Annotated in this window: 14 protein-coding genes; 11 read left to right on the forward strand and 3 right to left on the reverse strand. The window is 66.0% G+C overall.

Going from position 1 to position 14,775, the window contains the following annotated elements; translation table 11 throughout:
• The first annotated feature begins 65 nt into the window (after positions 1-65).
• From ACFMPD_RS14020 to ACFMPD_RS14040, 5 genes are all read left to right on the forward strand, one after another.
• Complete coding sequence (locus ACFMPD_RS14020) at positions 66-1,862, forward strand: sodium:solute symporter family protein (RefSeq protein WP_380995556.1); 1,797 nt, start codon at positions 66-68, stop codon at positions 1,860-1,862.
• Positions 1,863-1,963: 101 nt separating this feature from the next.
• On the forward strand, positions 1,964-3,787 hold the full coding sequence (locus ACFMPD_RS14025) for a DUF294 nucleotidyltransferase-like domain-containing protein (RefSeq protein WP_380995559.1): 1,824 nt from the start codon (positions 1,964-1,966) through the stop codon (positions 3,785-3,787).
• Positions 3,788-3,884: 97 nt separating this feature from the next.
• On the forward strand, positions 3,885-4,406 hold the full coding sequence (locus tag ACFMPD_RS14030; protein WP_380995562.1) for a hypothetical protein: 522 nt from the start codon (positions 3,885-3,887) through the stop codon (positions 4,404-4,406).
• On the forward strand, positions 4,406-5,818 hold the full coding sequence (locus tag ACFMPD_RS14035; protein ID WP_380995564.1) for a 3'-5' exonuclease: 1,413 nt from the start codon (positions 4,406-4,408) through the stop codon (positions 5,816-5,818). The genes ACFMPD_RS14030 and ACFMPD_RS14035 overlap by 1 nt, the downstream gene beginning before the upstream one ends.
• 131 nt (positions 5,819-5,949) lie before the next feature.
• Positions 5,950-6,450 carry a flavin reductase family protein gene (locus ACFMPD_RS14040; protein WP_380995567.1) on the forward strand — a complete coding sequence of 167 codons (501 nt, stop codon included), beginning with the start codon at positions 5,950-5,952 and terminating at the stop codon, positions 6,448-6,450.
• A gap of 27 nt (positions 6,451-6,477) precedes the next feature.
• On the opposite strand, the gene ACFMPD_RS14045 is transcribed toward ACFMPD_RS14040, so the two are convergent.
• A complete protein-coding gene (locus ACFMPD_RS14045; protein WP_380995569.1) occupies positions 6,478-6,672 on the reverse strand; it encodes a DUF6494 family protein in 195 nt (64 codons plus the stop codon).
• 145 nt (positions 6,673-6,817) lie between these two features.
• On the reverse strand, positions 6,818-8,458 hold the full coding sequence (locus tag ACFMPD_RS14050; protein ID WP_380995571.1) for a divergent polysaccharide deacetylase family protein: 1,641 nt from the start codon (positions 8,456-8,458) through the stop codon (positions 6,818-6,820).
• Positions 8,459-8,635: 177 nt separating this feature from the next.
• Here ACFMPD_RS14050 and ACFMPD_RS14055 point away from each other — a divergent pair, with 177 nt between their 5' ends.
• From ACFMPD_RS14055 to lexA, 6 genes are all read left to right on the forward strand, one after another.
• The gene (locus ACFMPD_RS14055) at positions 8,636-9,217 is read left to right on the forward strand and encodes an anthranilate synthase component II (protein ID WP_380995574.1); all 582 of its coding nucleotides are present in this window, start codon (positions 8,636-8,638) and stop codon (positions 9,215-9,217) included.
• Complete coding sequence (trpD, locus tag ACFMPD_RS14060; protein ID WP_380995576.1) at positions 9,214-10,233, forward strand: anthranilate phosphoribosyltransferase; 1,020 nt, start codon at positions 9,214-9,216, stop codon at positions 10,231-10,233. The genes ACFMPD_RS14055 and trpD overlap by 4 nt, the downstream gene beginning before the upstream one ends.
• Positions 10,230-11,042, forward strand: coding sequence for an indole-3-glycerol phosphate synthase TrpC (gene trpC, locus ACFMPD_RS14065; RefSeq protein WP_380995579.1), 813 nt, complete (start codon positions 10,230-10,232; stop codon positions 11,040-11,042). The genes trpD and trpC overlap by 4 nt, the downstream gene beginning before the upstream one ends.
• A gap of 1 nt (position 11,043) precedes the next feature.
• Positions 11,044-11,517 (forward strand): cyclic pyranopterin monophosphate synthase MoaC, encoded by a 474-nt coding sequence (gene moaC / locus ACFMPD_RS14070; RefSeq protein WP_380995582.1) that lies wholly within the window; start codon positions 11,044-11,046, stop codon positions 11,515-11,517.
• Entirely contained in the window at positions 11,514-12,686 is a 1,173-nt protein-coding gene (locus tag ACFMPD_RS14075) for a molybdopterin molybdotransferase MoeA (protein ID WP_380995585.1), read from the forward strand. The genes moaC and ACFMPD_RS14075 overlap by 4 nt, the downstream gene beginning before the upstream one ends.
• 96 nt (positions 12,687-12,782) lie before the next feature.
• Positions 12,783-13,481 (forward strand): transcriptional repressor LexA, encoded by a 699-nt coding sequence (lexA, locus tag ACFMPD_RS14080; protein ID WP_380995588.1) that lies wholly within the window; start codon positions 12,783-12,785, stop codon positions 13,479-13,481.
• On the opposite strand, the gene ACFMPD_RS14085 is transcribed toward lexA, so the two are convergent.
• Positions 13,475-14,740 carry a ComEC/Rec2 family competence protein gene (locus ACFMPD_RS14085; RefSeq protein ID WP_476463241.1) on the reverse strand — a complete coding sequence of 422 codons (1,266 nt, stop codon included), beginning with the start codon at positions 14,738-14,740 and terminating at the stop codon, positions 13,475-13,477. The genes lexA and ACFMPD_RS14085 overlap by 7 nt on opposite strands.
• Between the last annotated feature and the right edge of the window lie 35 nt (positions 14,741-14,775).

The raw sequence follows: 14,775 nt of genomic DNA on the forward strand, positions 1-14,775 counted from the left end.
CGCCTTCCGCATGAACAAGCTCGACGCGCAATTCGGCGTCGAGGAAGAATAGGAGACGGGAACAGATGGATCAGTTTACAATCAACCTGATGTTCGTCGGCGCGAGTTTTGCGCTGTATATCGGCATCGCGATCTGGGCCCGGGCCGGCTCGACATCGGAATTCTACGCCGCCGGCCGCGGCGTGCACCCGGTCACCAACGGCATGGCGACGGCGGCGGACTGGATGTCCGCGGCCAGCTTCATCTCGATGGCCGGCCTCATCGCCTTTACCGGCTATGACAATTCCAGCTTTCTGATGGGCTGGACCGGCGGCTACGTGCTGCTGGCGCTGCTGCTGGCGCCCTATCTGCGCAAGTTCGGCAAGTTCACCGTGTCGGAATTCATCGGCGACCGGTTCTATTCGCCGACCGCGCGCATCGTGGCGGTGATCTGCCTGATCGTCGCCTCGACCACCTATGTGATCGGTCAGATGACCGGCGTCGGCGTGGCCTTTGGCCGCTTTCTCGAGGTCAGCAACACGCTGGGCCTGCTGATCGGCGCCTGTGTGGTCTTTGCCTATGCGGTGTTTGGCGGCATGAAGGGCGTGACCTATACCCAGGTGGCGCAGTATTGCGTGCTGATCATGGCCTATACCATCCCGGCCGTGTTCATCAGCCTGCAGCTGACCGGCAACCCGATCCCGGCCCTGGGCCTGTTCGGGGACCATGTCGCCAGCGGCGAGCCGCTGTTGGCCAAGCTGGACACCATCGTCGCCGAGCTGGGCTTTAAGGAGTATACCGTGCATCACGCGGATACGCTGAACATGGTGCTGTTCACCCTGTCGCTGATGATCGGCACCGCCGGTCTGCCGCACGTGATCATGCGCTTTTTCACCGTGCCGAAAGTGGCCGATGCCCGCTGGTCGGCCGGCTGGGCGCTGATCTTCATCGCGCTGCTCTACCTGACGGCCCCCGCGGTCGGCGCCATGGCGCGTCTGAACATCACCGAGATGATGTGGCCCAACGGCACCGATGGCGAAGCTGTTTCGCTGGCCGATATCGAGAACTCGCAGGAAGGCGACCAGCTGTTCTGGATGAAGACCTGGGAGAAAACCGGTCTGCTGGCCTGGGAAGACAAGAATGGCGACGGCAAGATCCAGTACTATAATGACGGTTCCGAGGCCCTGCAGGCCAAGGCGGCCGAAAACGGCTGGACCGGCAACGAGCTGACCAACTTTAACCGGGACATCCTGGTGCTGGCCAACCCGGAAATCGCCAACCTGCCCAGCTGGGTGATCGGCCTGGTGGCTGCCGGCGGTCTGGCCGCGGCGCTGTCCACCGCGGCGGGTCTGCTGCTGGCGATCAGCTCGGCGGTGTCGCATGACCTGATCAAGGGCTCGATCAACCCCGGCATCTCGGAAAAGGGCGAATTGCTGTCGGCACGTGTCGCCATGGCGGTGGCCATCGGGGTCGCCACCTATCTGGGTCTGAACCCGCCGGGCTTTGCGGCGCAGACCGTGGCCCTGGCCTTTGGTCTGGCGGCGGCCTCGATCTTCCCGGTCCTGATGATGGGCATCTTCTCCAAGAAGGTGAACAACACCGGCGCCGTGGCGGGCATGCTGGCCGGTCTGACCGTGACCCTGGTCTACATCTTCCTGCACAAGGGCTGGCTGTTCATCCCGGGCACCAACTCCTTTACGGATGCGGACCCGCTGCTGGGCACCATCAAGTCGACCTCGTTCGGCGCCGTCGGCGCGGCCGTGAACTTTGCCGTGGCCTACATCGTGTCGGGCATGACCAAGCCGCTGCCCAAGGAGATCGTGGAACTGGTGGAAAGCGTTCGCGTGCCGCGCGGCGCCGGCGCTGCCGCCGCCGACCACTAAACCTCTCCCAGGCGCGGGCAGTCCCCCCCGGTTCCGCCCGCACCACCCGGTCCCGTCCGCATCAAAGCGGACGGGACCAATTCAGTTTTTCCAGGTGACACATGACCCTTTCTCGCCAAGACCTGCACCGGTTCATCTTTTCGGTTCATCCCTATGACAGCCTGCTGCCTGCGGATCTGGCCGACCTTGTGCCGCTGTTCCAAACCGTGCCCGTGTCGGCCGGGGACAGCATCTATCAACTCGGAGACCCGCTGGAGGGTCTCTATCTGGTGCATGACGGCGAGATCGAGATCACCGATGAAAACGACATTCCGGTATCGCTGCTGGGCCCGCGCAACTCGTTCGGAGAACGTGGCCTGACCCGAAACGGAATGGCTGTCACCTCGGCCCGGGCCACCACCGATGGCCTGCTGCTGCTGCTGCCACGCGCGGATTTCGACGCGCTGATGGCGCGTCACAGCAGTGTCGCGAAATTCTTTGACCGCCGCCGCAGCGATTCCCGGCGCGGCAGCAACCTGGCCACCAGCCGGGTCGAGACCCTGATGGCCGGAAAGCCGATCACCTGCCCCACCGGCACGGATGTACAATCGGCCGCCCGGCTGATGCGCGACCATCGCATCTCGTCGCTCTGCCTGACGGAAAAGGGCAAGCTTTCGGGTATCGTCACGACCCGCGATCTGTCGGGCAAGGTACTGGCCGAGGGGCTGCCCTTTGACACCCCCGTATCGCAAGTGATGACCGCCTCGCCGCTGACCCTGTCCCCCTCTGCCATCGGATCGGACGTGCTGCACGCGATGATGGAGCACAACATCGGCCATATCCCGATCGTCAAGGGCGGCAATCTGGTCGGGATCGTCACCCGAACCGATCTGACCCGGTTCCAGGCGGTCAGTTCGGCCGAACTGGTCAGCGCCATTTCGCGCGCCGACACCGCCGCCGACATGGCCCGCGTCACCGCCGAAATCCCGCGCCTGCTGGTGCAGCTGGTCGCCGGCGGCAACCGTCACGAGGTCGTCACCCGGCTGATCACGGATATTGCCGACACGGCCACGCGGCGCCTGCTGAAACTGGCCGAAGCCGAACTGGGCCCGCCGCCCGTACCTTATCTGTGGCTGGCCTGCGGCAGCCAGGGCCGGCAGGAACAGACCGGGGTCTCGGATCAGGACAATTGCCTGTTCTTGGATGACGCGGTGCGCGAGGCGGACATGCCCTATTTCCATGCGCTGGCGAAATACGTCAGCGACGGGCTGGACACCTGCGGCTATTTCTATTGCCCCGGCGACATGATGGCGACCAATCCGCGCTGGTGTCAGCCAGTACGGGTCTGGCAGCAGTATTTCCAGGGCTGGATCGCCAAACCCGATCCCGAAGCACAGATGCTGGCCAGCGTGATGTTCGACCTGCGCCCGATCGGCGGCGACCGCGCGCTGTTCGGCAATCTGCAGAAAAAGACCCTGAAGGCGGCCAACCGCAATTCGATTTTCGTGGCGCATATGGTCAGCAATTCGCTGAAGCACACGCCGCCGCTGGGTCTGTTGCGCGGCTTTACCACAATTCGCTCGGGCGAGCACCGCAACCAGTTGGACCTCAAGCTGAACGGCGTCGTTCCGGTGGTCGATCTGGGCCGCATCTATGCGCTGCAGGGGCGGCTGACCGAGGCCAATACCCGGGCCCGCCTGCAGGCCGCCGAGACCAAAGGTGTGATTTCGGCCAGCGGCGCGCGCGATCTGCTGGACGCCTATGACCTGATTGCCGAAACCCGGCTGAACCACCAGGTGAAACGCGTGAATGACGGGGAAAAACCGGATAACTTCCTGTCCCCCACCGATCTGTCGGACTTTGAAAGAAGTCACCTTCGCGACGCATTCGTCGTGATCAAGACCATGCAATCCGCGATTGGGCATGGCCGTGGTACGCTCAGCTGACCACCTGCGGAATGAACGTGAGAGCGCCTTGGGGAGGGCATATTTGTAACAGATGTGATTGAGCGGGCGGCAGCAAGCCGCCTTGGGAGGAGAAAACATGTTTCTGGAACTCATCGGAACGGTCTTTGCCGGTTTCGCCGTTGCCGGCGTCGTGATGCTGGTCAACCGGCTGACCGGCGGGCGCCTGCCCCGCTGGACCGCCCCGGCGGTCGCCGGTCTGGCGATGATCGCGGTGACGGTGTCGATGGAGTACAGCTGGTACGAGCGCACGCGGACCAACCTGCCCGAGGGTCTGGTGATCGCGAAATCGATCGAAAAGCAAAGCATGTACCGGCCCTGGACCTATGTCACACCCTATGTCGACCGGTTCGTGGCGGTGGACCAGCTGTCGCTCAGGCGCAACGCGCAACTTCCGGATCAGCGCATGGTCGAGCTGTATTTCTTTGGCCGCTGGGCGCCGCTGAACAAGGTCGCCGTGATCTTTGACTGCGCCAATGCCCGCCAGGCCACCTTGATCGACGATGTCAACTTTACAGAATCCGGCGCGCTGGCGGATGGCGACTGGGTCAAAGTCGCCGCCGATGACAGTGTTCTGACGACTGTCTGCGAGGTGTCGTGATGCAGACCAAACTTGGATTGCGCCTTCGCATCTTTCTGTTCTTCTGCCTGCTGGCCATTGGCGGTGTCGGGTTGACTTCGGCGGCGCTGGCGATCGGCTATCGCCGCGCCGAAGCCCCGGAAATGCTGGACGCTTTCGTGTTTTCCGGCCTGTTGTCGGGATTTGTCCTGCTGGCGATGACGGCCGGTGTCTGGCTGTGGTTCGACGAGAATGTCGCCAAACCCATCGAACGTCTGGCCTCGGAGATGCGCGCCCGCGCCCATGCCGGCGTGTCCGGCGAAATCGATTTGAAGGCGGCGCGCTATCTGGGCGATCTCGCCCCGGCGGCGCATGCGGTCACCGGCCAGCTCAGCCAGTCGACGCTGCAGACAGCGGAACGGATCGCCGAGGAAACCGCCAGACTGGCGGCGGAAAAGCAAAGTCTGACCGCGCTTTTGACCGAGATTCCGGTGGCCATGGTGCTGGTGAACCCGTCGCACCGCATCGTGCTGTATGACGGTCAGGCGGCGGCGGTTCTGGCGCAGGTTCACCATCCGCGCCTGAATGCGTCGCTGTTTGATTATCTGCGCCGCAGCGCGGTTCTGGAGGCCTATGACGAATTGCAGCGCACCGGTGAAGAGGTGACGTTTCACGCCGTCAGCGTCGACGATACCTTTGGCTATACGGCGCGGATGAAACCCCTGGGGCACGCCCCCGGCTATATGCTAGTGTTTGACGAAAGCGAGGCCCAGATCGCGCCCGAGGCGGAACGTCCTCTGGTCTATGATTTCGAGTTGCTGGATACGCTGGGCGACGATGAATTCGAGAACCGGCCCCTGTCCAGCCTGTGTTTCGTGGTATTTGATTCCGAAACCACCGGGCTGTTGCCGCACAAGGACGAGGTCGTGCAACTGGCCGCGGTCCGGGTGCTGAACGGCCGCATCATCGAGGGCGAGGTCCTGGACACCCTGGTCGATCCGGGCATCCCGATCCCGGCGGCCTCGACCAAGGTGCACCGGATCACCGATCAGATGGTTCAGGGCGCGCCCGGGTTCATCGAGGTCGGACGGAACTTTCACCGCTTTGCGCATGACGCCGTGATCGTGGCGCATAACGCGCCGTTCGACATGGCCTTTCTGCGCCGCGACGCCGAAAAGATGGGCGTCACCTGGGAACATCCGATCCTGGATACGGTGCTGGTGTCGGCGGTGGTCTTTGGCGCCTCGGCCACGCATACGCTGGACGCGCTGTGCGATCGGCTGGGGGTCGTCATCCCCGCCGAATTGCGGCACACCGCACTGGGCGACGCCTATGCCACCGCCGAGGTCCTGTGCAAGATGCTGCCGATGCTGCAGGCCCGGGGCATGGAGACCTTTGGCGATGTCATCGAAGAGACCCGCAAACATGGTCGCCTGCTCGAAGACCTGAACTGAACCCGCGCCCCGGCGCGGCGGCCCACCGGGCCGCCGCCACCACCCGGACCAGGGTGCGGCGCAACCCGGGGCATGGACAAATCCGGGCTGGCATGGCACCCAGCGCGGCAGACCAACAGGCGCGCAGGATCATGTCCGAACTCACCTTTACCCCCGGCCCCGACACCAGCCGCGCCTATCGCGACGCGTTGGGCTGTTTCGGCACCGGGGTCACGGTGGTCACGACCCGCACCGACCGTGGCCCCCTGGCCATGACCGCGAATTCCTTTGCCTCGGTCTCGCTGGACCCGGCGATGGTTCTGTGGTGCGCGGCGAAACATTCGTTGCGCCATCCGGCCTTTGCGGCGGCGCAGGATTACGCGATCCACGTGATGGCGGACGATCAGCAGGACATCGCCCTGCATTTCGCCCGCAGCGGCGAGGATTTCGCGCCGGTGGACTGGTCGCAGAACAGCAATGGCGTGCCGATCCTGCAGGGCTGCCTGGCGCGGTTCGAATGCCGCCAGATGGCGTTGCACGATGCCGGCGATCACACGATCATCGTCGGCAAGGTCCTGTGCGCCACGCATCGCCCGGGGTCCGGACTGATGTATAAGCATGGCCGCTATGGCGGGTTTGCCGGCCTGGACTGATCGGCGCTGAATTCCGACCGCGGGGGCCTAGTCGGCCGCTTTTATCGTGCCGGTCACCACATGTTCCACATCCAGCCCGTCGATGGTCAGCACCACCTTGGCCTCATAGCTTTTGCGGCTCGGGTCGCCGGACTGGCGCAAGCCGTCTTCGATCGCTTTTTGACTGGTCACACCCACCTGTTTCAGGAACTTGCGCATCGACATGTTGAAATCGCCACTCATTGTGTTTCCTTTCCTTGCAATCTTTTCATTGACCGGCTGGCGCGCCAGCACCGGCCGGGGTGTTCGCCCGATTGATGGCCCTGGCGCTGGCCGTCAATATGGCCGCGGACTCGCGACCGGCGCCACCCCGCCGAAACCACCCGCTTCAATTGACCGCGACCGAGCGGTTCAACACCGCCGACACCGGCGCCAATGTCACCCGGCTGCGGTCCTGCAACCCCCACAGCAACAGCGTGCTGATCGTGTTGGGTCGCAGCCGTCCCATCATCACCACATCGCCCTCCTGCCCCGCGCGAAACGCCGCCTGGTCCAGAAACCGGCGCATCACGTCGGGGCTTTGGCCGGCACCGTCGAAATCGCGGAACACCAGCGCGGCGGGCACCTGATCGCGGCGCGCCAGTTTCAGCGCCGTGTTCAGCCCGGCGGCCTGGGTCAGCAACCCGCGCCCGGTGCTCTTGACAAAGGCAGCAACCTGACCGGACAAATCGCGGCTGCCCTGAATGCCGGTGCCCGGCCCTTCGAGCACGCCCACCGCCTCGGTCAACGTGTCGAACCCGGCGGACAGCAGCACTTCGGCATCCTGCGCCGTGGCGCCCTGTGGCAGATCGACCAGCGCCACGACTTCGAATCCGGCCGCGCGGTGGCGGGCCATCTTTTCCGCCGCATCCGGAGCAGTCGGATCAACGGCAAAGGTCAGCGGATAGGGAAAGTCGGCCAGCGCTTCGACCCCCAGCGCATCGGCATCGTCAATCAGGACGATCGCCATCAGCGGCTTGTCCGCCGGGGCCGCAAAGGCCGCCGCGTGTTTCTTCAGAGGCGGCAGGTTTGCCGTGTCGCCGTCGGGCGCGCAGGGGGCCTCTTCTGCCTTCGGCGCACGTTCGGTCAGCGGCAGCACCCGCTGTCCGATGCCGATGCGCACCGGCGCGCTGGCGACACCGGCCTGCGGCAGGGCCGCCAGCCGGGGCTGGACCGGACCGGTCCTGTCGCCGGGCGCGACCGCTACGGGTTCCGGGGCATCCGGCGTGCCCGCCGGCGTCCGGGAACCGGCAGGCGCCTTCTTGGGGGTTGCCGGTGCAGGCGCTTCGGGAACAGGCTGCGCGGGGTCGGGTCGGGGCATGGCCGCCGCCACGTCGATCTCGGGCACGCTGCCCGGTTTCGGAGCGGTGACTGTCGCCGGACGCGCGCCCGGCAAAGACGGCGGATCGGCGCGGGCAACGACGCCCGCGATAAGGCCGGGTTCGGTTGCCGACCCCGCAGTCGCGTCAGCGTCCAGAACCGCACCAGGGTTCGTGACCGGCCCGCCGGTTTCCACCTTGCCCGGACGTGCCGGGGCCGCCGGCAGCGCGGCGGGCAACGGATCCGGCTGCGTCTGCGGCGCCGGCAGCGGCGCCGTTGCCGGTTGCGATACGGGGGCCAGGGGGCGCAGGCGTTCCTCGGTCGACATTGCCCCGAACGCGGCGGCATCCGGCGCTGCCGGCTGCAGGGCCGCCGCGCCGATATCGGGCTGCGTTCCCGGGTCGGTATCCGCCCCCTGACCCGCACCCCCTTTCTCTGGGGCCGGCATCAGAGTGGCCGGTGCGATCTTGGCTGATTGCACCGGCTGGTCGGCAGCAACGGGATCGACCAGCCCGGACGCGGCCGGCGCATCAGGCGGCGGCGCCAGCGCGACCTGCAGCGGCGGCGCCAGGGGCGACACCTGCGAAAGAGGCGTCAGCAAAGACAGAGTTGCAAGGCCCAGACCACTCAGGACCAGACCCCAGAACACTCCGCTGACAAATCCGCGCATCACTGCCTTGCCTTTCTGATCTCACCGAACGCTGCACTGACCGTCTGAGCGGTGTTTCCTGCAGGTCCGGGGCCGGTTTGCGCTCTTGACGCTGCCCGACAACCCTGAACATGTATGGTGCAACCTCTATATCGCGACCGGGGCACCCGCCTCTAGCCCATATCGAACGAATGCCAGATGTTGCTGCTGATAGACAACTATGACTCATTTACCTACAACCTTGTACACTATTTAGGCGAGTTGGGCGCGGATGTGGAGATCCGACGCAACGATGCCCTGAATGTACAAGAGGCGATGGCGATGAACCCGGCCGGAATCCTGCTGTCTCCGGGGCCCTGCACCCCGGATCAGGCCGGCATCTGCCTGGCGCTGACCCAGGCGGCGGCAGAAACCGGAACACCGCTGATGGGGGTCTGTCTGGGGCATCAGACCATCGGCCAGGCGTTCGGCGGCAAGGTGGTGCGCTGCCACGAGATCGTGCATGGAAAGATGGGCGCGATGCGCCATTCCGGCACCGGGTTGTTCGCCGGCCTGCCCAGCCCGTTTCACGCGACGCGCTATCATTCGCTGGTGGTCGAACGCGACAGCCTGCCGGACTGTCTGGCCATCACCGCCGATCTGCAGGATGGCACGATCATGGGGCTGCAGCACCGAACGTTGCCGATCCATGGCGTCCAGTTTCATCCGGAATCGATTGCCTCCGAGCACGGCCATGCGCTGCTCGACAACTTTCTGAAAGAATTGAAGGTCCCCGCATGAGCGAAGCCCTGAAACCGCTGATCGGCGCTGCCGCCGACCGGCCGCTGACCCGCGCCGAGGCCGAACAGGCCTTTGGTATCCTGTTTGACGGCGCCGCCACGCCCAGCCAGATCGGCGGATTGCTGATGGCGCTGCGCACGCGCGGCGAAACCGTCGACGAATTCGCCGCAGCGGCGGCCGTGATGCGCGCCAAATGCCAGCCGGTCAGCGCCCCGGACAACGCCATGGACATCGTCGGCACCGGCGGTGACGGCAAGGGCACCCTGAATATTTCCACCGCCACGGCCTTTGTCGTGGCCGGCGCCGGTGTTCCGGTGGCCAAGCACGGCAACCGCAATCTCAGCAGCAAATCCGGCGCCGCGGATGCGCTGACCGAGTTGGGCATCAACGTCATGGTCGGCCCCGACGTGGTGCAGGCCGCGCTGGACCAGGTGGGAATCGGGTTCATGATGGCGCCGATGCACCACCCGGCCATGGCCCATGTCGGTCCCAGCCGGGCCGAGCTGGGGACGCGCACGATATTCAACATTCTCGGTCCCCTGACCAATCCGGCCGGGGTCAAGCGCCAGCTGACCGGCGCGTTCTCGCGCCACCTGATCCGGCCGATGGCGGAAACCCTGGGCGAACTGGGATCGGACCGCGCCTGGCTGGTGCATGGCAGCGACGGCACCGACGAACTGACCATCACCGGGGTCAGCTGGGTCGCCGCTCTGGAAGACGGCACGGTGAAAGAGGTGGAACTGCACCCCGAGGACGCCGGCCTGCCGGTTCACCCCTTCGAAGACCTTCTGGGCGGTACTCCGGCGCAGAACGCCGACGCAATGCGCGCATTGCTGGACGGTGCCCCCTCGGCCTATCGCGACGCGGTTCTGCTGAACGCGGCGGCAGCGCTGGCGGTGGCCGGCGCGGTGGACGATTTGCGCGACGGTGTGGCCCGTGCCGCTGAGAGCATCGACAGCGGTGCGGCGCGCGCCAAGGTCGCGGCCCTGGCAAAAATCACGCAGGACATGGCATGACCGAAACGATTCTGGACAAGATCAAGGCCTACAAGCTGGAAGAGATCGCCGCCGACAAGGCGGCCCGCCCGCTGGACGAAGTCGAGGCTGCGGCCCGCAACGCCGGCCCGGTACGCCCCTTTGCCGAAGCTCTGAACAAGGCCAATCGCAGCGGCTATGGGCTGATCGCCGAAATCAAGAAAGCCAGCCCGTCCAAGGGGCTGATCCGCGCGGATTTCGACCCGCCGGCGCTGGCCAGAGCCTATGAACAGGGCGGTGCGGCCTGTCTGTCGGTGCTGACCGATACGCCCAGCTTTCAGGGTGCGAATTCCTATCTGACCGCAGCCCGCGCCGCCTGTGAACTGCCGGTTCTGCGCAAGGATTTCATGTATGATCCCTATCAGGTAGCCCAGGCCCGCGCCCTGGGGGCCGATTGCATCCTGATCATCATGGCCAGTGTCAGCGATGCGCAGGCGGCCGAACTGGAGGCTGCCGCCATTGAATGGGACATGGATGCGCTGATCGAGGTGCATGATCTGGCCGAATTGGAGCGCACGGCGGATCTGAAATCGCCGCTGATCGGCATCAACAACCGCAATCTCGCGACCTTTGAAACCTCGCTGGATGTCACCCGCAAGCTCAGCAAGATGGTGCCCGCCGAGCGCACCATGGTCTGCGAAAGCGGGCTGAGCAACCCGGCCGATCTGGCCGATATGGCGCGATATGGCGTGCGTAATTTCCTGATCGGCGAAAGCCTGATGCGCCAGAACGATGTCGCCGCCGCAACCCGGGCACTGCTGGACAAGCCGCTGACCCCCGGAGCGATGTGACATGACACTGACCCATTTCGACGCCAAGGGCGATGCGCATATGGTCGATGTCTCGGACAAGGCCGAGACCACCCGCGTCGCCGTGGCGCGGGGTCATATCCGCATGGCGCCCGAGACCTTTGCCACCATTTCGGAGGGCCGCGCGCAAAAGGGCGATGTGCTGGGCGTGGCCCGTCTGGCCGGGATCATGGGAGCCAAGAAGACGCCGGACCTGATCCCGCTTTGCCACCCCCTGCCCCTGAGCAAGGTGGCCATCGATCTGACGCTGGACCCCGATTTGCCCGGCGTGCAGATCGAAGCAACCGTGCGCACCACCGGGCGCACCGGCGTCGAGATGGAGGCGCTGACAGCCGTCTCGGTTGCCGCGCTGACGGTCTATGACATGGCCAAGGCGGTGGACAAGGCGATGCAGATCGGCGGCATCCGGGTGGTGCTGAAGGACGGCGGAAAATCCGGGCGCTACCAGGCCTCATGATCACCGTGGCCCAGGCGCGCGCCGCGCTGTTCGACCTGATCGAAACCTTGCCGGCCCAGCAGGTGCCGCTGACCGAGGCCGCTGGCCGGGTGCTGGCGCAGGACGCCGTGGCGCGGCGCGATCAGCCGCCCTTTGCCGCCGCATCGATGGACGGATATGCGGTCAAGACGGCCGAGGTTGAACTGCACGCGATGTTCAAGGTGATCGGAGAGGCCGCCGCCGGGCATCGCTTTGACGGCACGGTCGGTGCCGGACAGGCGGTACGTATCTTTACCGGCGCGCCGGTGCCGCAGGGGGCCGACCGCGTCGTGATCCAGGAGGATGTCAGCCGCTCGGGCGATCTGATCACCATTACCGACGATCCCGGCACCAAGCACAACATCCGCCCGGCCGGCGGCGATTTCCGCACCGGAGACAGCCTGACCGCGCCGCGCCGTCTGACCCCGCAGGACGTCGCGCTGCTGGCATCAATGAACATCGCGCGCGTGCCGGTCGTGCGCAAACCCCAAGTGGCGATCCTGGCCACCGGCGACGAACTGGTGATGCCCGGCGAGGACCCCGGCCCGGACCAGATCATCGCCTCCAACAGTTTCGGTCTCAAGGCCATGCTCGAAGGGTTGGGCGCCCGCGTCCGCCTGTTGCCGATCGCCCGCGACACCCATGCATCGCTGCGCATGGCCTTTGAACTGGCGACCGGCGCCGATCTTATCGTCACCATCGGCGGTGCCTCGGTCGGCGATCACGATCTTGTCGCCGCGGTGGCCGCCGACCTGGGGCTGGACCGGGCGTTCTACAAGGTCGCCATGCGCCCCGGCAAACCGCTGATGGCCGGTCGGCTGAACGGCGCGGCCATGGTCGGGCTGCCGGGCAACCCGGTCTCGGCGATGATCTGCGGCCAGGTCTTTCTGGCGCCGATGATCCGCGCCATGCAGGGGCTGGGCCGGGCCGCCGCGCCGCTGCAACGGGCCCGGCTGGCGCAGGACATCGGCGCGAACGGGCCGCGCGAACATTACATGCGCGCGATCCTGCGGGACGGCGCGATCAGCCCCTTTGACAATCAGGACAGTTCGCTGCTGACGGTTCTGTCCCGGGCCAACGCGCTGCTGGTCCGCCCGGCCGGCGATGCCGCGCGTTCGGCGGGGGCGCAGGTGGACTATCTGCCGCTCTGACCCGTTGGCGCAATGAACGGGCCGGTGCAAATTCGTTGACACAAAACGGGAACATGCCTAGAACAAACGCAAACCAACAGGCAAGAGGTCCGGGTAATGTTGACCAAGAAGCAGCTGGATTTGCTGGAATTCATCCATAATCGCGTGCAGCGCGACGGGGTTCCCCCCAGTTTTGACGAAATGAAGGTAGCGCTGGATCTGCGCAGCAAGTCGGGCATTCACAGGCTGATCACGGCGCTTGAGGAACGCGGGTTCATCCGGCGACTGGCGCATCGCGCCCGCGCCATCGAGGTCGTGCGGCTGCCCGAAAGTCTGGGCGGCGAGGCCACGGTGGGCTTTACCCCCCAGGTGATCGACGGCGACCGCCCCGACACACCGCGCCCGACCGGTTCCAACGCGGTCTCGGCCAGTGCGGTTGAACTGCCGCTGATGGGACGCATTGCCGCCGGGGTTCCGATCGAGGCGATCAGCCACGTGGAAAACCAGGTCGCGGTGCCGGCGCAGATGCTGTCCAGTTCCGGCGAGCATTACGCGCTCGAGGTCAAGGGCGACTCGATGATCGATGCCGGCATCAACAACGGTGACGTGGTGGTGATCCGGGAAACCGCGTCGGCCGATGACGGCGACATCGTGGTGGCGCTGGTCGAGGGGCACGAGGCGACGTTGAAACGCTTGCTGCGCCGGGGCGGGACCATTGCGCTGGAGGCCGCGAACCCGGCCTATGAAACCCGGGTCTATCCCGAGGACAAGGTCAAGGTTCAGGGCAAGCTGGTCGGATTGATCCGCACCTACTGAACCGCTTGTCGGCGCAACGCCAGTTGCCGCGCGTCGCGTTTTTGCGGCGTGTTCCAGATGCGCCGTCCCGCGGCCTGGCGTGCGGTAACGATTCCGTTTTCCGAGATCGCCAGACTGCCGGTACGCAACAGGCGTTTGCTGTCATAGACCCGGCACGGGCCGGCCAGTGTCAGGGGCACCGAGGCGATCACCACCTGACCGGCCTCGCAGCCGGTGATCTGTCTCGCGCCCGTCTTGCCGATCACATGCACGATCTGCGCCCCGGGCGCATCGATACGGCGCACCTTTCCGGGCTCGGCTGGCCAGCGCGCCGCTGCCGCCGCCTGCTCGGCGCCATCGCCATCGTTTTCCAGCCAGTTCTGCGCCACGAACCCGGCACCGCGCGGCTTGCTCAGGGCCCGGCCCTGACCGGTCATTACCCCGACCAGCCCGCCGGTATCGGCCACCAGCACCGGTGGCCGGTCGGCCTGCGCCCACAGCGCCAGCGCCAGAACCACCGGCGCCAGCCCGGCCAGTCGCGCCCGGCCCTGCCACAGGAACAGCCACAGCGCCCCCAGCGCCAGCAGCGGCAACACCCAGGGTCCCGGCCCGACGACATGGCCCTGCGCCCCGTCCAGCGCACTGACAAACCGCGCCACGCCCAGGATCCAGCTCAGCCCCCAGCCCATCGGATACAAGCCGACGATCTCCAGGCCCAGCGGTGCCAGGCACAGCGCCAGAACGGCGGCCGGTATCACCAGGATCCCCATCAGCGGCACCGACAGGAGATTAGCCAGCAGCCCAAAATGGGACAGCGTGTTGAAATGCGCCGCCCCCACAGGTGCGGTGGCCAGCCCGGCAATGGCCGAGGACAGAACCACGCCCAGAACCGGCTTGGCCCAGCCCGGCGCCCGGGGCAGTTCGGCGTCGCGCAGCCAGCCGAAGAACGCCACCAGCGCGGTGGTGGCGGCAAAGGACATCTGGAACCCCGGCCCCAGCAACGCCTCTGGCCGCAGCACCAGCACGATCAGCGCCGCCATCGCCACCGCCCGCAGCGAGAACGCCCGCCGATCGACCAGCACCGCCAGCAGCACCACCGCCACCATGACAAAGGCGCGTTCGGTGGCGACATTGCCGCCGGACAGCGCCAGATAGACCGCCGCCGCCGCCAGCGCCCCGACCGCAGCGACCTTTTTGACCGGCAGGCGCAGCGCCAGCGGCGGCACCAGCGACAGGCCGATACGCAGCAGGGCAAAGACGAACCCCGCCAGCAGCCCCATGTGCAACCCGGAGATCGCCAGCAGATGCGCCAGAT

The sequence above is a fragment of the Sedimentitalea sediminis genome, assembly GCF_042687825.1.
Taxonomy (GTDB): Bacteria; Pseudomonadota; Alphaproteobacteria; order Rhodobacterales; family Rhodobacteraceae; genus Sedimentitalea.